This window comes from Arthrobacter sp. 10T425, from assembly GCF_056393985.1.
Genome location: NZ_JBFTGZ010000003.1, coordinates 21,622 through 40,692, shown reverse-complemented (window position 1 = coordinate 40,692; position 19,071 = coordinate 21,622). Strand labels below are relative to the sequence as shown.

The following is a 19,071-nucleotide window of genomic DNA, read 5'->3' as shown; positions in this document are numbered from 1 at the left end:
TGATTTCTTAGGAGGGAAGATGTGGGCGTCGGCCGGGACTACTCGTGGCGCAGCGGTTCCTTGCTGGTTTCACGAGAGAGGACGACGGCGATCAAGGAGATGACCGCGGCGCCGGCGAGGTACCAGGCAGGAGCCAGGGCATTGGCCGTCGCGGCGATCAGGAGGGTCGCCACGAACGGCGCCGTGCCGCCGAAGAGCGCGTTGGAGAGATTGAAGCTGACGGCGAAGCCGCTGTAGCGGACGCGGGTGGGGAACATCTCCGCCAGGAAGCTCGGGAGCGTACCGTCGTTGAGCGTCAGCATGCCGCCCAGCAGGATCTGGACCAGGACGATCACCAGGAAGTTCCCGGTGCCCAGCAGTGCGAAGGCCGGCACGGTCAGCAGGATGAAGCTCAAGGATGCGGCGATCAGCACCTTTTTGCGGCCGTAGCGGTCCGAGAGCATACCGGTCAGGAAGATGAACCCGATGTACGTCACCAGGGCGATGGTGGTGGCCAGGAAGGATTCGGCCGCGCCGAGACCGAGCTCCGAGGACAGATATGTGGGCATGTAGCTCAGGATCACGTAGAACCCGACGGCGTTGAGCAGCACGGCTCCGACGGCCTTCAGCAGCAACCGCCAGTGCTTCCGGAAGAGGCTGGATACCGGGGCCTTGATGGCCTGGTCCTCCTCTGCCAGTTCGCGGAACACCGGCGTGTCTTCGAGCTTGGTGCGGATGTAGCGTCCGATCAGGCCCATCGGTGCTGCGAGCAGGAACGGCAGGCGCCATCCCCAACTCTGCATCGCCTCGGCGCTGAGCAGGACGGTCAGCAGGCCCGCGAGCAGGGAGCCGAGCAGCAGGCCCGCGGCCGTGCTGGCCGGAACCACCGCCGCGTACAGGCCGCGTTTGTTGGCCGGGGCGTACTCGACCAGGAAGGCGGACGCGCCGGCGTATTCGCCGGAGGCGGAGAAGCCCTGGACGACGCGCACCACCAGGAGCAGGATCGGGGCCCAGATGCCGATGGAGTTGTACCCCGGGATCAGTGCGATGCAGAAGGTCGCTCCGGACATGATCAGGATAGACAGGGAAAGGGCAGTCCGGCGCCCCACCCGGTCACCGATGTGGCCCCAGACGAAGCCGCCAAGCGGCCGCACCAGGAACGAGATGGCGAAGAGGGCGAAAGTCAGTAGAAGCGCCGTCTGGGGATTGGACTCGGGGAAGAAGACCGCGGCGATTGTTGCGGCCAGGTAGCCGTAGACGGCGTAGTCGAACCATTCGACGAAGTTTCCGATGAAGCTGGCGGCGACGACCCGCCGTCGGGTTTCCTTACTGACTGCGGGATCGTGGCCGCCAGGGGCCGCATGGCCGCTCAACGTGGTCTGTCCCGAGGACGTACTGCCATGCCCGCTATTCGACTCCGGGCTGGTCTGCCCCGCAAGAGTGGCGGGGGAGGAAGTTTCGTTACTCATGTGTCCACCAAAGTGTTTTGGAGTTGCAATCAGTGCAACGCTGTTGCACCAGAATAGGCGTGACGCATGACACAGTCAATGCCTTTGTGTTTCAGGCTTGTGGATTACTTCAATGAATATACCCGGGCTTGCCAGCCCTGGTAGCGACCCACCTTGGAACCCAAGGTTGCATTCAACGAGACTGGGTTGCGATAAATGCGCCCCCCGACCTGCTGCCTTGTGAAAAGCTTGGGCCGGGCGGCGGCGCGGTTCCCTCCGGGGCGCCGCAGTGCGAGACTTGGTGAACTATCGAGCGACTGGGGGGCCAGGTCAGGAGATCGTCTTGGGCATTCTGGTACGCACGCGCACTTCCGGCCGCCGGACGGCGGGCGAGCCATGATGGCCGGGTGGGCCTATCTCATGGCCGGAATCATGACCGTCGACTCGCTCCTGCTGGGGCTACTTCTGATGAACGTGAAGTGGCCGAAGCGCTGGAAGAAAAACGGCTGAAGTTCCGGAACTCTAATCCACTGCGGCGGCGACTCGGGCGCCCGTCGTGGTCGAAGTCGCCGGTCACGTGCGGGCTCGCCGGAAGCTTAAGGCGAGCCCGCACGCTTCCCGCGACCTCGGCGGGAGGGTCGCCGCGGCTAGAGGACCTTGCGGATGGTCTGCTCGAAGCTGGTGACGTGGTGCAGGGCAAGTTCGCCGGCCCTGTCCGCGTCGCCCTCGGCCACCGCCTTGAGCAGCTCCACATGCTCGCTGATGTGGCCGCTGACCGAGGGGACCTTGTCCAGGACCAGGCACCAGATGCGCGTGGCCAGATTGTCGTAGCGGATCAGCGTATCCTCCAGGTGCGGGTTGGCCGCGGCCCGGTAGATCAGGCGGTGCACTGTCAGGTCGTAGCGCATCAGCTCCCGGGACTCTGCAGGGCTCGGGGCCAGTTCTGCAATGGTCTTGGCGACATCCAGCAGTTCGCGGCGCATGGCGGCGTTGGCCCGCGTTGCCGCCCGCCGCGCCGCCAGGGGTTCCAGCAGTTCCCGGATTTCCGAGACGTCGGCCAGTTCCGTGAAGTCCACGGTGGTGGCAAAGGTCCCCCTTCGCGGGTATGAAACCACCAGGTGGTCCACTTCCAGCCGCTTGATCGCCTCGCGCACGGGAGTACGGCCGAACCCGAGCTCGGCGGCGAGCTGCCCGTCATTGATGGGTTCGCCCGGCCGGATTTCGAGCATGATCAGCTTGTCGCGCAACTGCCTGTACGCGGCCTCCGCCTGGGAGATGGCTTCGTCCTCTGCGGGCGGCAGGACGGTGAGTGCATTCACAGCTCGGCTCCGTTTCTGGATTTCAACCGGAAGCCTGGTTCCACTTGGCTTCCGGCTATTGACTCTGGTGTGATCTCAATCATACCATTGTTCTCACACTGATATATCAGTCACAGCAATAGTGGTATTTCAAAGGAGCAACCGTGGTTGAGCAGTTGAACGAGCGACTTTCCGTAGTCGATCCCGAGGTCGAAGAGGCCGTGGCGCGCGAACTGAAGCGCCAGCAGTCCACCCTGGAAATGATTGCGTCCGAGAACTTCGCCCCCGCCGGGGTCATGGAGGCACAGGGTTCGGTGCTGACCAACAAGTACGCCGAGGGCTACCCGGGCAAGCGCTACTACGGCGGCTGCGAGCACGTTGACGTGATCGAACAGCTCGCGATCGACCGGGTCAAGGCCCTGTTCGGCGCCGAGTACGCCAACGTCCAGCCGCACTCCGGCGCGCAGGCCAACGCCGCCGCCATGTTCGCCCTCCTGGAACCGGGCGACACCATCATGGGACTGGCCCTGGCCCACGGCGGCCACCTCACCCACGGGATGAAGATCAATTTCTCCGGCAAGCTCTACAACGTGGTCCCGTATCACGTGAGCGAGCACAACCACCTGGTGGACATGGCCGAAGTGGAGGCCCTGGCCCTTGAGCACCGGCCCAAGATGATCGTGGCCGGCTGGTCCGCCTACTCCCGGCAGCTGGACTTCGCCGAGTTCCGGCGCATCGCCGACCTCGTGGGCGCCTACCTCATGGTGGACATGGCACACTTCGCCGGCCTCGTGGCCGCCGGGCTTCACCCGAACCCGGTCCCCTACGCCGACGTCGTCACCACCACCACGCACAAGACCCTCGGCGGACCGCGCGGGGGCGTGATCCTGGCCAAGGAGGAGTACGCACGCAAGATCAACAGCGCCGTGTTCCCCGGCCAGCAGGGCGGCCCGCTGGAACACGTGATCGCGGCCAAGGCCGTGGCCTTCAAGATCGCGGCGTCACCGGAGTTCAAGGAACGCCAGGAGCGCACGCTCGAAGGCGCCGGGATCCTCGCGTCCCGGCTCCTGAAGGACGACGTCGCGGCGGCCGGGATCTCCGTGGTCAACGGCGGCACCGATGTGCACCTGGTCCTGGTGGACCTGCGGGACTCGGAACTGGACGGGCAGCAGGCCGAAGACCGGCTCCACCGGATCGGCATCACCGTCAACCGCAACGCCGTCCCCTTCGATCCCCGCCCGCCCATGGTGTCCTCCGGGCTGCGGATCGGCACCCCCGCCCTGGCCACCCGCGGCTTCGGTGCCGCGGAGTTCACCGAGGTGGCGGACATCATCGCCTCCGCCCTCATCTCGCAGGCGCCCGGGGACGAACTCAGCGACCAAACCGCCGCTGAACTGCGTGGACGCGTCAGCGCCCTCGCGGACCGGTTCCCCCTTTACCCGCATCTCGGCACCGGCACGACGGCGACCGGGCTTGAGGCAGAACTGATTGGAGCAGCACAATGACCACCGAACACCTGCCGGAGCACCCGGACTTCCTCTGGCGCAACCCGGACCCCAAGTCCTCCTACGACGCCGTGATTGTGGGCGGCGGCGGACATGGACTGGCGACGGCGTATTACCTGGCCAAGAACCACGGGATGACCAACATCGCCATCCTGGAAAAGGGCTGGCTCGCCGGCGGCAACATGGCCCGGAACACCACCATCATCCGCTCCAACTACCTCTGGGACGAGAGTGCGGCGATCTACGAGCACGCCCTGAAACTCTGGGAGATCCTGCCGGAGGAACTCGAATACGACTTCCTGTTCAGCCAGCGCGGGGTCATGAACCTGGCCCACACCCTGGGTGACGTCCGCGAAAGCGTCCGCCGCGTCGGGGCCAACAAACTCAACGGCGTCGACGCCGAGTGGCTGGACCCGCAGCAGGTCAAGGAACTCTGCCCCATCCTGAACATCAACGACAACATCCGCTACCCGGTCATGGGCGCCACCTACCAGCCGCGCGCCGGCATCGCCAAGCACGACCACGTCGCCTGGGCGTTCGCCCGCAAATGCGACGAGCTCGGCGTGGACATCATCCAGAACTGCGAGGTCACCGGCTTCATCAAGGACGGCAACCGCGTCACCGGGGTCAAGACCACCCGCGGCACCATCAACACCGAAAAGGTCGGACTCTGCGCCGCCGGGCACAGCTCGGTGCTTGCCGAAATGGCCGGATTCCGGCTCCCCATCCAGTCCCACCCCCTCCAGGCACTCGTGTCCGAACTGCACGAACCCGTCCACCCCACCGTCGTCATGTCCAACCACGTCCACGTCTACGTCTCCCAGGCGCACAAGGGCGAACTGGTCATGGGCGCCGGCGTGGACTCCTACAACGGCTACGGCCAGCGCGGATCCTTCCACGTGATCGAGCACCAAATGGCAGCCGCCGTCGAACTCTTCCCGATCTTCGCCAGGGCCCACGTGCTCCGGACGTGGGGCGGGATCGTGGACACCACCCTGGACGCCTCCCCGATCGTAGGCACCACCCCGGTGGAAAACATGTTCGTCAACTGCGGCTGGGGCACCGGCGGATTCAAGGGCACACCGGCGGCCGGGCTGACGTTCGCCCACACGATCGCCACCGGAGAACCGCACAAACTCAATAAGCCCTTTGCACTCGAGCGCTTCGAAACCGGCGCCCTGATCGACGAACACGGCGCCGCCGCCGTGGCCCATTAGAAAGCGGTAAGGACATGCTCCTGATTCCCTGCCCCAACTGCGGTCCCCGCGACGAGACCGAATTCCACTACGGCGGACAGGCCCACGTGGCCTACCCCGAAAACCCGGCAGAGCTCACGGACCGCGAATGGGCCGAGTACCTGTTCTACCGCGACAACACCAAGGGCGCCTTCGCCGAACGCTGGCTGCACAGCACCGGCTGCCGGCAATGGTTCAACATGCTCCGCGACACCGTCACCTACGACATCCAGGCCGTATATCCGATGGGCCAGCCGCGCCCTGACAAGGAAAACGCAGCCACGGGCCCCACAGCCCCCACCGTCACCAGCCCCGTCTCCCCGGAAGGAGCAGTCAAATGACCGCTCAGCCGCAGCCCGCACGTCTTAGCACCGGCGGACGCATCGACCGCAGCGTCACGTGGCGCTTCAACCTGGACGGCCGTGAGTACACTGGCCACCCCGGCGACACCCTCGCCTCCGCCCTGCTGGCCAACGGCCGGCTCCGCGCGGGTGACTCCCTGTATGAGGGCCGGCCCCGCGGCATCATGTCCGCCGGCGTCGAGGAATCCAACGCCCTGGTCAAGGTCGCGGCCCGGTTCCCGGGCCACGTGGCCGAATCCATGCTCCCGGCCACCACGGTGTCCCTCGTGGACGGCCTCAGCGCTGAACTGCTCAGCGGACTGGGCAAGCTGGACCCGGCCGAGGACCACGCCGAATACGACAAGAAGTATGTCCACACCGACGTCCTGGTGGTCGGTGGCGGCCCGGCAGGCCTGGCCGCGGCCCGCGAGGCCGTCCGCTCCGGCGCCCGGGTCATCCTTATCGACGACCAGCCCGAACTGGGCGGCTCGCTGTTGTCCGGCTCCACGGATCCGGCCCTCGTCGAGAGCATCGAAGGGCAGCCCGCCCTGGAATGGGTGGCCAATGTTGAAGCCGAACTGATCTCCGCGGCCGAGTGCACGGTACTGAACCGCACCACGGCCTTCGGCTCCTACGACTCCAACTACATCATCGCGGCCCAGAACCGGACGGACCACCTCCTCACCCCGGCCGCGCCCGGCGTGTCCCGCCAGCGGATCTGGCACATCCGCGCCGCCCAGGTCATCCTGGCCCCGGGCGCCCACGAACGCCCGCTCGTTTTCGAAAACAACGACCGCCCCGGCATCATGCTGGCCTCCGCGGTGCGCAGCTACCTCAACCGCTACGCCGTCGCCGCCGGTTCCCGGGTGGTCATCAGCACCACCAACGACAGCGCCTACGCCCTGGCCGCCGACCTCCGCGCCGCCGGCATCAAGGTCGAAGCCGTCGTGGACGCCCGCCCACAGCTGAGCGAAACCGCCGCGGCAGCTGCGGCCGCGGGAACGCGGGTGCTGATCGGCAGCGCCGTCGCCAACACCACCGCCGCTGTGTCCGGCGACGGCCGGCTCCTCGGCGTTACCGTCCGGAGCATCAACGACGCCGGCGAACTCACCTCGGGCATCGAACACCTCGCCTGCGACCTGCTGGCCGTCTCCGGCGGCTGGTCACCGGTGGTGCACCTGCACTCCCAGCGCCAGGGCAGGCTCCGCTGGGACGAAGACCTCGCCGCCTTCGTCCCCAACAGCGTGGTCCCCAACCAGCAGGTGGCCGGCTCCGGACGCGGCAGCTTCGACCTCGACGACTGCGTGGCCGAAGGCATCTCCGCCGGGGCCGCGGCGGTCATCGCCGCGGGCTTTGAGTCCGATGCTGAACCGTCTGCGCCGACGCCGCCGCGCGCCGCCGCCCCCACCCGCCAGCTCTGGCTGGTACCCGGGCAGGACGGCGGCCCGGATGACTGGCACCACCACTTCGTGGATTTCCAGCGCGACCAGTCCGTGGCCGATGTCCTCCGCTCCACCGGTGCCGGCATGCGGTCCGTGGAGCACATCAAGCGCTACACCTCGATCAGCACCGCCAACGATCAGGGCAAGACCTCCGGGGTGAATGCGATCGGCGTCATCGCCGCCGCGCTCCGGACAGCCGGCGAAGCGTCCCGCGGGATCGGCGACATTGGCACCACCACCTACCGCGCCCCCTTCACGCCCGTGGCGTTTGCCGCCCTGGCCGGACGCCAGCGCGGCGAACTCTTCGACCCCGCACGCCTCACTTCCATCCACCCCTGGCATGTCGTCCAGGGAGCCCTCTTCGAGGACGTCGGCCAGTGGAAGCGCCCCTGGTACTACCCGCAGGACGGCGAGGACATGGACACTGCGGTGCTCCGTGAATGCGCCGCCGTCCGGGAATCCGTGGGTTTCATGGACGCCACCACCCTGGGCAAGATCGAGATCCGCGGCAAGGACGCCGGCGAGTTCCTGAACCGCATCTACACCAACGCGTTCAAGAAACTCGCTCCGGGTTCGGCCCGCTACGGCGTCATGTGCACCCCGGACGGAATGATGTTCGACGACGGCGTCACCCTGCGCCTGGACGAGGACCGGTTCTTCATGACCACCACCACCGGCGGCGCGGCCAAGGTGCTGGACTGGCTGGAGGAATGGCTGCAGACCGAATGGCCGGAACTGGATGTGCACTGCACCTCCGTCACGGAGCAGTGGTCCACCATCGCCGTCGTCGGTCCGAAATCCCGCGCCGTTCTCGCCAAAGTGGCTCCGGAACTGGCAGCCGACGGCGGCCTGGACGCCGAGGCCTTCCCGTTCATGACGTTCAAGGAAACCACCCTGGCATCCGGTGTCCAGGCCCGGGTCTGCCGGATCTCGTTCTCCGGCGAACTGGCCTACGAAATCAACATCCCGTCCTGGTACGGGCTGAGCACCTGGGAAGCCGTGGCGGCGGCCGGCGCGGAGTTCAACATCACCCCGTACGGTACCGAGACCATGCACGTGCTGCGTGCGGAGAAGGGGTATCCGATCGTCGGCCAGGACACTGACGGGACCGTGACACCGCAGGACGCCGGCATGGAATGGGTCGTGTCCAAGGTCAAGGACTTCATCGGCAAACGCTCCTACACCCGCAAGGACGCCGGCCGCACCGACCGGAAACACCTGGTCAGCGTCCTCCCCGTGGACGGCACCATCCGGCTCCCCGAAGGCACCCAACTGGTGGAACAGGGCATCACCGTCAACCCCGCCTACGGCCCCGTGCCCATGCAGGGATTCGTGACCTCGAGCTACCACAGTGCGGCGCTGGGCAGGTCGTTTGCCCTGGCCCTGATCAAGAACGGCCGCAACCGCATTGGCGAGACCCTGGTGGCCGCCGCCGGCGACCAACTCGTGGACGTAATCGTCGCAGAAACCGTACTATTTGACTCTGAAGGGGCCCGCAAAGATGGCTGACACCGCAGCACTCGAAAATTCCAAGAAGATCCAGACCCTCAGGAAGAGTCCGGCGTCACTCCTGAGAACGGCTTTTGAAGCGGGATCCGTTGCGGGCACCGTGGAGCTGCGCGAGGTGCCGTTTCTGACCATGGCAGGGCTCCGGGTCGATCCTGCCGGCGACGCAGGGAAGCGGCTGGGCGCCCTCACGGGTGGCCTGCCCTCCGCTTCCGGGGAAGTCCGCGGCAGCGGCGACACCGCAGTGCTGTGGCTGGGCCCGGCAGAATTCCTGCTCGTGGCCCCCGCCGAATCCCACGAAAGCCTGGGCGGTGAGCTCCCCCGGGCGCTCATCGCAGCACTGGGCGACGGCCAGGGCCAGGTGGTGGATCTGTCCGCCAACCGCACCACGCTCGAGCTCTCCGGACCCCGGGCCAGTGCTGTGCTGGAGAAGGGCTGCGCCCTGGACCTGCACCCCCGCGTCTTCCAGCCCGGAACGGCCCTGTCCACGGAAATCGGCGGCATCCCCGTCGTTCTGTGGAAGACCGGGGACGAGACCTACTGGATCTTCCCGCGGGCATCCTTCGCGGAGTTCCTCGGCCGCTGGCTCCTCGACGCCATGCGCGAATATGCCTCCACCGAGGTCCCCTGATGGCGCTCAGCGTCCTCGACCTGTTTTCTGTTGGCATCGGGCCGTCCTCCTCCCACACGGTCGGCCCGATGCGGGCGGCCAAGCGGTTCGCCGACGGGCTCAAGAGCGACGGGCAGCTGAGTTCCACGGCGAGGGTGCAGGCCGAGCTGTTCGGTTCCCTCGGCGCTACCGGCCGGGGCCACGGTTCGGACAAGGCCGTCGTCCTGGGCCTCCAGGGCCAGGACCCCGAGACCGTGGACACGGGCACTGCCGATGACCAGGTGGCTGCCGCTGCCCTGGATGCGGAGCTGCAGCTCGCCGGCCATCACCGGGTGGATTTCAACTGGGACGAGGACGTGGTCCTGCACCGCCGCAAGTCGCTGCCCGCCCATCCGAACGGCATGACCTTCCGGGCCCTCGACCACGCCGGCGACGTCCTCAGCGAACGGAGCTTCTATTCGGTTGGGGGCGGCTTCGTCGTCGATGGCAATGCACTAGGCGCCGACCACGTGGTGGCCGACGACACGGTGCTGCCCTACCCGTTCACAACAGCTGACGAACTCCTTGAAATATGCCACCGAGAGAATATGTCCGTCTCCGACGTGATGCTGGCCAACGAACTCGTCTGGCGTACCGAAGCCGACCTCCGGGAGAAGCTCTTGGCCCTGTGGGCGGTCATGCGCCAGTGCGTGGACAACGGCTGCGCTGCCGAGGGCATCCTGCCCGGCGGGTTGAACGTCAAACGGCGCGCCCCGTCGTTGTTTCGGACGCTGGCAGCATCCGCCGTCAGCGCCGAGGCGGACGCCCGGAACCCATCGCCGGTCCAGGTCCCGGCCGACCCGCTGCTCGCCATGGAATGGGTGAACCTCTTCGCGCTGGCCGTCAACGAGGAAAACGCCGCGGGGGGCCGGATCGTCACCGCGCCCACCAACGGTGCCGCCGGCATTGTGCCGGCCGTGCTGCACTATTACGTCAAGTTCGTCCCCGGCGCCAACGACGACGGCGTCATCCGCTTCCTGCTGGCGGCGGCCGCCGTCGGGATCCTGTTCAAGATCAACGCTTCCATCTCCGGGGCAGAGGTCGGCTGCCAGGGCGAAGTCGGATCCGCCTGCTCCATGGCGGCGGCGGGACTCTGCGAAGTGCTGGGCGGGACCCCGGAGCAGGTGGAAAACGCCGCCGAAGTCGGGATCGAGCACAACCTCGGGCTGACCTGCGACCCCGTCGGCGGGCTCGTGCAGATCCCCTGCATCGAACGCAACGCGATCGCCAGCGTCAAAGCCATCAACGCCGCCCGCCTGTGCCTCCACGGCGACGGCAGCCACAAAGTCTCGCTGGACAAAGCAATCAAGACCATGCGCGAAACAGGAGCAGACATGAAAACCAAGTACAAGGAAACCTCCCGCGGGGGCCTCGCCGTGAACGTCGTGGAGTGCTGACCATGGCCCCGGACCAGACACCCGACACCGTTGAGCATGTCCTGACCCTGGACTGCCCGGAAACGCGCGGGATAGTCCACGCCGTGTCCGGTTTCCTGCTGGACCAGGGCTGCGACATCCTGGAAAGCAAGCAGTTCGACTCACAGCTCGACGGCCACTTCTTCATGCGGGTCCATTTCGCGTCGGCCGGAGACCAAACCACCCTGGCTTTGCTGCGGGACGCATTTGTGCCGGTCGCCGAAAAATTCGGCATGCGCTGGGAGCTTCGGCGGCACGGGACCAAACGGCGCGTGCTGATCATGGTCTCGAAATTCGAGCACTGCCTCAACGATCTGCTGTACCGGGCACGCACCGGAGAACTGCCCATCGAGATCGTCGGCGTCGTCTCCAACCACCCCGACCACCGGCGGACCGTCGAGTGGCACGGAATCCCGTTCTTCCATGTGCCGATCACGCCGGACACCAAGCCCGCGGCCGAACAGCGGCTTCTGGAACTGATCGACCGGATGGACGTCGAACTGGTGGTCCTGGCCCGTTACATGCAGGTCCTCAGCGACAACCTCACCCGCCAGCTGGATGGCCGCGCCATCAACATCCACCACTCCTTCCTGCCCAGCTTCAAGGGCGCGAAGCCCTACCACCAGGCGCACGCCCGGGGCGTGAAGACGGTCGGCGCCACCGCCCACTATGTCAACGCGGAACTGGACGAAGGGCCCATCATCTCCCAGCAAGTGGTGGAGGTGGACCACACTTTCAGTCCGGACGATCTCGTGGCCGCCGGGCGCGATACCGAATGCAGGGCACTCTCCAATGCCGTCCGCTGGCACTGCGAGGGACGCGTCATCCTCCAGGGCAACAGGACCGTCGTGCTGCGCTAGGTTTGGCACCATGATCCTGCCCCTCGAGGACCGCGAAGCCGCCGCCCCTGCCTACATCCTGCGGGGTGCCCTCATCACAGACGGCGCCTGCACACCGGGCTGCGTGGTGGCGGTGAACGGCGGCCGGATCGCCTACGCGGGACCCGGCGACGGCTTTGACGCCGCACATTTCCCGGATGCGGAGGAGCTCCCGCTGCCGCCCGGCAGCTCCCTGCTTCCCGGGCTTGTCGACCTCCATTGCCACGGCGCCGCGGGCGGCGGATTCCCGGCCGGCGATGACCGGGGCTGCCGGGCGGCCGTGGACTTCCTGCACCGCAACGGGACCACCACCCTCCTGGCGAGCCTCGTCACCGCCCCGGAAGATGAGCTGGTGGGGTCGCTCGGCGTACTCAAGGTCCTGGCGGCCGAGGGCCTGATCGCCGGCGTGCACTGCGAGGGGCCCTTCCTCTCCGCCGCCCGCTCCGGCGCGCAGGACCCGCACTGGCTCCGCGCCCCCGACCCTGCGCTGCTCCGGCGGCTGGTGGCGGCGGCCGGCGGAGCCCTGCGGACCATGACGTACGCCCCCGAACTGCCCGGCGCGGGTGAGCTCCTCCGGATCCTCACGGACCACGGGGTGATCCCCTCACTGGGCCATACCGATGCCGCTGCCCCCGTTGCCGCGGCCTCACTGGCGGAAGCCGCGGACCTCATCCGCGGGGGCGCGGCTTCCGGTGTCTTCGGGCCGCGGGCCCGGCCCACGGTGACCCATCTGTTCAACGGCATGCCTCCCCTGCATCACCGGAGTCCCGGACCGGCGGCCGCGTGCCTGCGGCTGGCGGCCGCCGGCACGGTCGTGGTCGAGCTCGTCGGCGACGGCGTCCACCTCGACCCGGAGACGGTCCGGATGGTCTTTGACCTGGTCGGAGCCGGGGGCATCGCGCTGGTGACGGACTCCATGGCGGCAACCGGGCTGCCCGACGGCGACTACGAACTCGGCCCCGTGGAAGTGGTGGTGCACGACGGCGTGGCCACCCTGCGGAGCAACGGCGCCCTTGCCGGGGGCACGGCGACCCTGTTGGAGGTTGTCCGCGCCACCATCGCGGCGGGGGTGAGTCCGGCCGACGCTGTCGCGGCGGCCACCCTGGTCCCGGCCCGTGTCCTGGGCCTGGAGACGGAGATCGGCGCCCTCCGGGCTGGAATGCGCGCCGATATCATCGCCGTTGACCCGGGCTTCGACATCGTGGCCGTGCTGCGCGGCGGACGGATCCTGGCGGACCATCGACGTGCCGCGCGTTAGCCCCTGAACCCGCGGGGCCCACGGCGGTGCGGAAGTTTCGAGCCCTTCGTTTTGTTGTTCTGAGTGTGGGCAAACATTACTTCCGGAAAGGAGCCCGCCATGATCCGCATCGCTATCGTGCTCGGGAGCACCCGGCCCGGTCGCCTCGGAAAGGCCGTCGCCGACTGGGTAAGTGCCCGGGCATCAGAACGCGGCGATGCCACCTTTGACGTCCTCGACGTCGCCGATTTTGATCTTCCGCTGCTGGACGAGCCGCTGCCACCCTCCTTCGGCCGGTACAGCCAGCCCTACACCAAGGCCTGGTCCGAAGCTGTCGACGGATTCGACGGCTACATCTTCGTCACGGGCGAGTACAACCACTCGATTCCCGGCGCACTGAAGAACGCTGTGGACTACCTCTACAAGGAGTGGAACAACAAGGCGGCCGGGTTTGTCAGCTACGGAAGCAGCGGCGGCATCCGCGCCGTAGAACACTTCCGCGGAGTGTCCGCGGAGCTGCAGATGGCCGACGTCCGGGCCCAGGTGGCGCTGCCCCTGGCCACGGAGTTCGCGAATTACCGCACTTTCATCCCGACGGTGGCCGCGGAAAAGAGCCTGCAGATCCTGTTTGACCAGGTGATCGCGTGGGCCGGCGCGCTGAAGGTCCTCCGGCCGGGTCATGCCCACGGAACAGAAGACGCCAGCGCGGCGTGACCGCTGCCCTGGCTGGGCCCGGTTTGCCGTCCCGCGGGCCGCGTGCCGGTGTCCGCCTACGCCGGAGTCCCCGTCCTGCGCCGCCGCCGCCGGACGGGGGGCGTGTCTCCGCCGTGTGGCGCCGCGGCATAGGGACTGGGCAGGGGCACGTTCTGGCCCGGAACGGAATCGGGGACCAGGACGTGGACCGTGGCGCCGGATGATTCCCGCGCGGCTCCGCCCGCGACGCTGCGCAGGTAGTCAAGCGCCCCTTCTTCGCTGAACCCGTACTCCCGCACCAGCGTCCGCAGCGCCAGCCCTGCCAGTGCCCGGGAGAGCTGCGCCGAAGAGAGATCTGCGCCGCCCCCGGACCTCAGCGCCAACTCCTGGACCAAACGCAGTGCACGGGAGATGTAGCGGGCCAGCCGAGCCGCTGCGATGATGTCTGCGCTGGTGAAGACGTGCGGCCACGCGGCGTACAGGTTCACGGCGGCATGGAAGACCGCTTGTGGTGCCAGTGGAACGGATACGAGGGACCGGACCCCGAAGGCTGCGGCAGCGCTGGCGTACCCGGGCCAGCGCCGCTCCAGGGAAGTGTCGCCCACGAACACATATTCGCCGGTTCGGACCGCCGTGCGGGCGGGCCCGTCATCGAAGGAACGCTGCGCCTCGTCGGCGGCCCGTGCCGGTGCGCTGCCCGCAGTCAGCGTGAGGGCCTCCGCGGACCCGACCAGTGTCACTGCCCAGCTGATCCCACGGCCGGGACCACCGATGTCGTCAACAAACTCGCTCACGGCTTCGCTGAGGAAGGCACCGACATCCGGGTCGTTGAAGTGCAGCTCCCAGAAGGAGGCATAACGATCCTGCCGGCCGTCTCCTGCAATTCCTTGGGTCATGTTCCACGCTCGAGATCAAAGCACGCAGCTCACTGCTGAACCGATGAAAACAGCATACGTCCGGGCGGACACCGCCGCGCCTCCCATTTGTCAAAGCCAGGGCCTCTGTCGTTTTGGTATGGTTCCGGGCTGTCCCGGCGACCTGTCCCGGCGACCTGTTTCGATGAACTGTTCCTCAGCTGTTCCGCTGAGCTGTTCCCGTGACAGCGGGAAATCTGCTTCAGCGCCGCGGCGGCCCAGGGAGGCTTTTAACATCCGCCCTGGACCGCCCGCCCCGGCTTCAACACCAGTCGCGGAGGACCCGTCCCGCCGTGGCACAACCATTAATACCCGCGTTCCGCAGGTCCCAAAAGGGCCTTTGGGCCCGTGCCGGCCTGCAGTGCACTACCGCCCATTTCACCCCCGGCGGATGAGGTCCGCACGCGCGCCCGGGCAGACGATGGATATGCCCTTCGATGCCCCACTGCTCGGGGGCGATTCCAGCTGGGAGAGGAGCCTCCAAATGTCAAGACCGCACGCAATCACCGTGGGATCCATCGCACTTGCGACCGCCGTCGTACTGCTCACCGGATGCAGCCCCACGAGTCCGCCGGCTGCCACCCCAAGCCCCACCGCGGCCATCTCGAGCCCGCCCGCGAGCGTGTCGGAAATCTGCGCTGCTGCCGATGCCCATGCCGCGGCCCTGGCGAATTTCAAGGCCACGCTGAAGCCGGACGCCACCATCGAGCAGGTGCGCGCGGCCCAAGACCAAGTCTCCAAGACCTATGAAGAGCTGGCCAAGGCAAGCGAGAACCTCGCCCAGCAACGGGCGGAGGCGGTTATGGCCGCCGAAGCCAAGTTCAATGCCGCAGTCGCCGCGGTGCCTGACAACGCCACGTTGACTCAAGCAGCTGATTCCCTCCGGGACGAAGCCTCCAACGTCGAGGCCGCGATCCGCGACCTCCGGACTGAGGTCAAGTGTTAGCGGTCTGACATGTCTTGTCCCAATCGGTGCCCGTTGGGCCCTCAGATGCAGGAATGGTCGTAGTCGAATCCTCCCGACACGTACTGGGCAATGGTGACTTTCCCGCCGGCCGTCAGTGGCGCCTCAGAGCATTTGCGTTTTGCCACGGCGAGTGACTTCGCCCCGGCCAGCCAGCTGGGCAGCGTGTAAAGGTTGCTTGAGGACGGCACCGTTCCCACAATTTGGGTCCACTGCGTCTTGGTGGAGTAAAGGCCCGTGCGGGCTCCGACACTCGCGAAGTAGGCCGCCATCCCCTCCAGATCGGCACGGTTCGCCGCCGGGCGGGTTGACCAGCTGTTGCCGGTCTCGACATCGAGCCACCACGTGTAGGCCGCCGCGTTGCTTATCCCCCGGATGTTGGCATCGTCGTAGGCCTTGGCATAGCCGTACATGTAGGAGCAGGCTTCCTCGACTGAACCCACGGTGCACTGTCCGTAGGGGTTGGCGACGGTGGTTCCTCCGTAGTTGTTGCTGGTAGGCCACCAGGATCCTGAAGTACCGGGGTTGGCGGTGTTCACGTAGAGCGCGACCAGGGGCTGGCCAGTCCCGCCGGTGGACGTCCCGGCCCAGGACAGCTGCGTCGCCAGACACGGGTTGGTGGTGTTGGCCAGCCCATTGTTCACGCCGACGACGGCGAACGTCTGGCCCCGGGGCAGCGTTTTGCCGCATTGGGGCCACGACACATCGTTGCCCGGGCCCGCAGCCCCGGCTGCTTGGGCCGGCGTTCCGGCCAGCATCAGCGCGAAGCTTGCGGCGGCCGCAAGGATCACCCGGCAACGCGAGGAAAAGGGTGCAAGGGACATGGTGGGCCTTCCCGTCGATGCTGCTGAGCAGTTAGCACAGCATGGCCGCCGCAGGTTTGCCCGGTCAAGGCTTTCGGTAGTGAGTTCATGGGCCGGTCCGCCGGCGGCTCCCAAAGACGCGGTGGCCCGGCATGGGAGGATCGGTGTATGGAAACCACCCCGGAGGTCCTGCGCTATGCGGCCTTTTCCACGACGCCCAACGGCGGAAATCCTGCAGGCCTGGTGCTGGATGCCCGTGATCTGGATGATGCCGGGATGCTGGCGGTGGCGGCCGCCATCGGGTACGCAGAGACGGCTTTCGTGACGGAGCCGGGTGTCGACGGCGACCCGCGCCGGAGCCGGGTTCGGTACTTCTCGCCGATCGCCGAGGTGCCATTCTGCGGGCATGCGACGATTGCGCTGGCCGTTGCGCTGAGCGCACGCGACGGGGCGGGCGCCTTCACCTTCGAGACCCCCGTCGGCCCCGTCCGCATTGAAACGGCGGGGGACGGTGCCGAGATCACGGCATCGTTCACGGGCGTTGAACCGCAACTGGCCGCCTTCGACGACGACGTCCTGGCTGAACTTCTTGGATTGCTCGGTTTCGGTCTGGACGATCTCGATCCGGCCTATCCGCCGCGGATCGCGTATTCGGGGAACTGGCATCCGGTGCTGGTGGTCGCGGACCGCTATCTTTTCGACTCCTTTTCCTTCGATCCGGAGGCCGTGCGCCGGCTGATGGACGCACAGGGCTGGGCCGCGACGGTGACCGTCCTGCACCCGATTGCAGATGGCGAATTCGAAGCCCGGAACCTGTTCCCGGTGGGTGCCATCACGGAGGACCCCGCAACCGGGGCGGCCGCGGCGGCCGTTGGCGCCTACCTGCGCATCCTGGGCCTGGTCGATCCCCCGTCGAGAGTCCTCATCCACCAGGGACGGCACGTCGGCCGTCCGGGCCTGCTCACCGTGGACATTCCCGCTGCCGGCGGAATAGTGGTCAGCGGCAGGGCCGTCCGGATCCCCGCCGCTGCGGGCAACAGCTGATCACTGGGTGGAGGCTAAGCGCCGGTAGCTGAAGGACTTCAGCGTCAGCGTGCCCCCTGCCGTGACGGCTTTGACCCCCGGCGTCCCCGCAGCGGGGAAAACGAGTGACGTCATGGTCTTTTCCCCGCCGTTGATGAAAACCTCCACCGAGCAATAGTCGACGAAAATCGTTAGCTCCACCGTCCCGTTCCGCGCTGGGCTGGCTGCGCGCCGCGATGCCCGATAGTCGGGGCTGAGTTCTGCCTTGCCGGTGGCGGCAACATCGGACTCCCGGGAGATGAATGCTGACTCGGTGGCGAAGTCGTATCCGACGGTGGCAAACGTGCCCCCGCCGCTTTCGAGTTCGATCCTGGCAACGGAACCGTCGTCCTGCGCTGTCCGCTCTAGAGTTACATCGAGCCGGTACGCCCCGCCTTCCGGGACCGGCAGTTGTCCTGCGCCATCCGGTGTCAGTCGACGTTCCCCGGTGGTTGCCGCCGGGCCTTCAAGGGACTTCATGGCAGTCGTGGGGCTCGACACCAGCGTTGGCTTTCCGGCGATTGTTTGCAGCCGTATGTCCCTCACTATGGAGTCGGCGCCGCCGTGCCAGTCCTGAGTGGGCAGCTGCCGGGCGTACTGCCAGTTGTTCATCCACCCGATGGCGTGCCGCGAGGACATCCGCTGGCTTTCGGTGAGCCTGGGATCATCCCACGTCACGGCGGCGTAGAAGTCGGAGCCGGCGTCGAGCCACTGGTGCGGCCCGTCAGACGGGGTGAATCGGGTTCCGTCCCATTCGCCAGTCCAGTAGGCAACGCCCGTGGTGAAGCCCTCTTCGCTCCCGTTGGCGCTGGCGGCCAGGACCCAGGTCCGTTTGGATGGATCACCGTCGAGATCCAACTGGAAGAGGTCCGGGCACTCTAGGACGCCCAGACCTTTGCGTTCGATGCCTGAGGCGTAGTGCCAGTCCAACAGGTTCGACGACGTATACATGCCGATCTTGTCGCCTTCGGCCAGGGCCATCACCCATTGGCCGTGGGCCGCATCCCGAATGATTTTGGGATCCCGCCAGTCCGGTTCGCCCGGGTTTTCCATGACCGGGTTCTGCGCATAGGCGGTGAAGGAGTATCCGTGGTCAGTGGAATAGAACAGGGACTGCCGCTGGATTCCCTGGTCCTGCTGCGTCATGACCGCGATGACAGCCCCCTTGCCAAAGCCGGCCGAATTGTCCTGGTCCACCACGGCGCTTCCGGTTTCGATGTCGCCCAGCCCGTTTTTGTACTTGGTGATCGCCACTCCCTCCTCCTTCCAGTGCACAAGGTCCGTGCTGGTCAGGTGGTACCACTCGGTGCCGTTCTCCTTCGGGTACCCGGCGTTGTAGAGGTAGTAGTAGTGCCACACGCCGTCGAGCAGGATGGGACGCTGCGGATCATTCATCCAGTTCTTCCCGGGCGTTATGTGATAGCTCGGCCGGAACTCGGATGCCCCCTCGGGCCGGTCGAAAGCTGGCTGCGCCTGCCCGGCGTGGCTCTGGGAACCCGGGCTGGATCCCGGCGAAGGGACCAGCGCCACCGCGATCAGAACGGCCGCGGCGGCGGCCACGGCGGCCACCATCCAGATCGTCCAATGGTTTTTCATGATTTAACATTCCTGGTCTTGGTGGAAGCCATCCCGCCCATCTATGGCCCGTCGGTCTAGGCCCTGTCGGTCCAGGGCCTGCGGGGGGACGGAAGCACCCGGAAAT

Annotated in this window: 16 protein-coding genes; 11 read left to right on the top strand and 5 right to left on the bottom strand. The window is 66.9% G+C overall.

The genetic code is table 11. The features are described 5' to 3' along the window. Window positions 1-38: 38 nt before the first annotated feature. Both AC1DDH_RS04445 and AC1DDH_RS04440 read right to left on the bottom strand, forming a co-directional pair. A complete protein-coding gene (locus tag AC1DDH_RS04445; RefSeq protein WP_476870244.1) occupies window positions 39-1,448 on the bottom strand; it encodes an MFS transporter in 1,410 nt (469 codons plus the stop codon). A 626-nt stretch (window positions 1,449-2,074) separates the two neighbouring features. Then, window positions 2,075-2,746 carry a GntR family transcriptional regulator gene (locus AC1DDH_RS04440; RefSeq protein WP_476954924.1) on the bottom strand — a complete coding sequence of 224 codons (672 nt, stop codon included), beginning with the start codon at window positions 2,744-2,746 and terminating at the stop codon, window positions 2,075-2,077. 143 nt (window positions 2,747-2,889) lie between these two features. Here AC1DDH_RS04440 and glyA point away from each other — a divergent pair, with 143 nt between their 5' ends. The 9 genes from glyA (at window position 2,890) to AC1DDH_RS04395 (ending at window position 13,647) form a co-directional block, all read left to right on the top strand. Then, window positions 2,890-4,230, top strand: coding sequence for a serine hydroxymethyltransferase (glyA, locus tag AC1DDH_RS04435; RefSeq protein ID WP_476856067.1), 1,341 nt, complete (start codon window positions 2,890-2,892; stop codon window positions 4,228-4,230). Then, on the top strand, window positions 4,227-5,447 hold the full coding sequence (locus AC1DDH_RS04430) for a sarcosine oxidase subunit beta family protein (RefSeq protein WP_026539064.1): 1,221 nt from the start codon (window positions 4,227-4,229) through the stop codon (window positions 5,445-5,447). Before glyA ends, AC1DDH_RS04430 begins: the two co-directional genes overlap by 4 nt. 14 nt (window positions 5,448-5,461) lie before the next feature. Then, complete coding sequence (locus AC1DDH_RS04425) at window positions 5,462-5,806, top strand: sarcosine oxidase subunit delta (protein WP_223914768.1); 345 nt, start codon at window positions 5,462-5,464, stop codon at window positions 5,804-5,806. Beyond that, window positions 5,803-8,757: a 2Fe-2S iron-sulfur cluster-binding protein gene (locus AC1DDH_RS04420; protein WP_476954923.1), complete on the top strand. Its 2,955-nt coding sequence runs from the start codon at window positions 5,803-5,805 to the stop codon at window positions 8,755-8,757. The genes AC1DDH_RS04425 and AC1DDH_RS04420 overlap by 4 nt, the downstream gene beginning before the upstream one ends. Further along, window positions 8,750-9,385: a sarcosine oxidase subunit gamma gene (locus AC1DDH_RS04415; RefSeq protein WP_476954922.1), complete on the top strand. Its 636-nt coding sequence runs from the start codon at window positions 8,750-8,752 to the stop codon at window positions 9,383-9,385. Before AC1DDH_RS04420 ends, AC1DDH_RS04415 begins: the two co-directional genes overlap by 8 nt. Beyond that, a complete protein-coding gene (locus AC1DDH_RS04410) occupies window positions 9,385-10,800 on the top strand; it encodes an L-serine ammonia-lyase (protein ID WP_476932379.1) in 1,416 nt (471 codons plus the stop codon). The genes AC1DDH_RS04415 and AC1DDH_RS04410 overlap by 1 nt, the downstream gene beginning before the upstream one ends. Window positions 10,801-10,802: 2 nt before the next feature. Beyond that, on the top strand, window positions 10,803-11,678 hold the full coding sequence (gene purU / locus AC1DDH_RS04405; RefSeq protein WP_223914772.1) for a formyltetrahydrofolate deformylase: 876 nt from the start codon (window positions 10,803-10,805) through the stop codon (window positions 11,676-11,678). Between the two features lie 10 nt (window positions 11,679-11,688). Beyond that, window positions 11,689-12,954, top strand: a complete 1,266-nt coding sequence (locus tag AC1DDH_RS04400) for an N-acetylglucosamine-6-phosphate deacetylase (protein ID WP_476954921.1) — start codon at window positions 11,689-11,691, stop codon at window positions 12,952-12,954. A 99-nt stretch (window positions 12,955-13,053) separates the two neighbouring features. Next, the gene (locus AC1DDH_RS04395; protein ID WP_476954920.1) at window positions 13,054-13,647 is read left to right on the top strand and encodes an NADPH-dependent FMN reductase; all 594 of its coding nucleotides are present in this window, start codon (window positions 13,054-13,056) and stop codon (window positions 13,645-13,647) included. Window positions 13,648-13,703: 56 nt separating this feature from the next. Here AC1DDH_RS04395 and AC1DDH_RS04390 read toward each other — a convergent pair whose 3' ends face one another. After that, a complete protein-coding gene (locus AC1DDH_RS04390; RefSeq protein ID WP_476859566.1) occupies window positions 13,704-14,522 on the bottom strand; it encodes a GAF domain-containing protein in 819 nt (272 codons plus the stop codon). A 502-nt stretch (window positions 14,523-15,024) separates the two neighbouring features. Between AC1DDH_RS04390 and AC1DDH_RS04385 the strand changes: the two genes are divergently transcribed. Next, window positions 15,025-15,486 carry a hypothetical protein gene (locus AC1DDH_RS04385; RefSeq protein WP_459383551.1) on the top strand — a complete coding sequence of 154 codons (462 nt, stop codon included), beginning with the start codon at window positions 15,025-15,027 and terminating at the stop codon, window positions 15,484-15,486. A 41-nt stretch (window positions 15,487-15,527) separates the two neighbouring features. On the opposite strand, the gene AC1DDH_RS04380 is transcribed toward AC1DDH_RS04385, so the two are convergent. Then, the gene (locus tag AC1DDH_RS04380) at window positions 15,528-16,328 is read right to left on the bottom strand and encodes a glycoside hydrolase family 25 domain-containing protein (RefSeq protein WP_476954919.1); all 801 of its coding nucleotides are present in this window, start codon (window positions 16,326-16,328) and stop codon (window positions 15,528-15,530) included. Window positions 16,329-16,475: 147 nt separating this feature from the next. Between AC1DDH_RS04380 and AC1DDH_RS04375 the strand changes: the two genes are divergently transcribed. Further along, window positions 16,476-17,351 carry a PhzF family phenazine biosynthesis protein gene (locus tag AC1DDH_RS04375; RefSeq protein ID WP_476870254.1) on the top strand — a complete coding sequence of 292 codons (876 nt, stop codon included), beginning with the start codon at window positions 16,476-16,478 and terminating at the stop codon, window positions 17,349-17,351. Here the strand turns inward: AC1DDH_RS04375 and AC1DDH_RS04370 are convergent, their stop codons facing one another. Next, window positions 17,352-18,965 carry a glycoside hydrolase family 32 protein gene (locus AC1DDH_RS04370; protein ID WP_476849984.1) on the bottom strand — a complete coding sequence of 538 codons (1,614 nt, stop codon included), beginning with the start codon at window positions 18,963-18,965 and terminating at the stop codon, window positions 17,352-17,354. It abuts the gene before it with no gap. Window positions 18,966-19,071 lie beyond the last annotated feature (106 nt).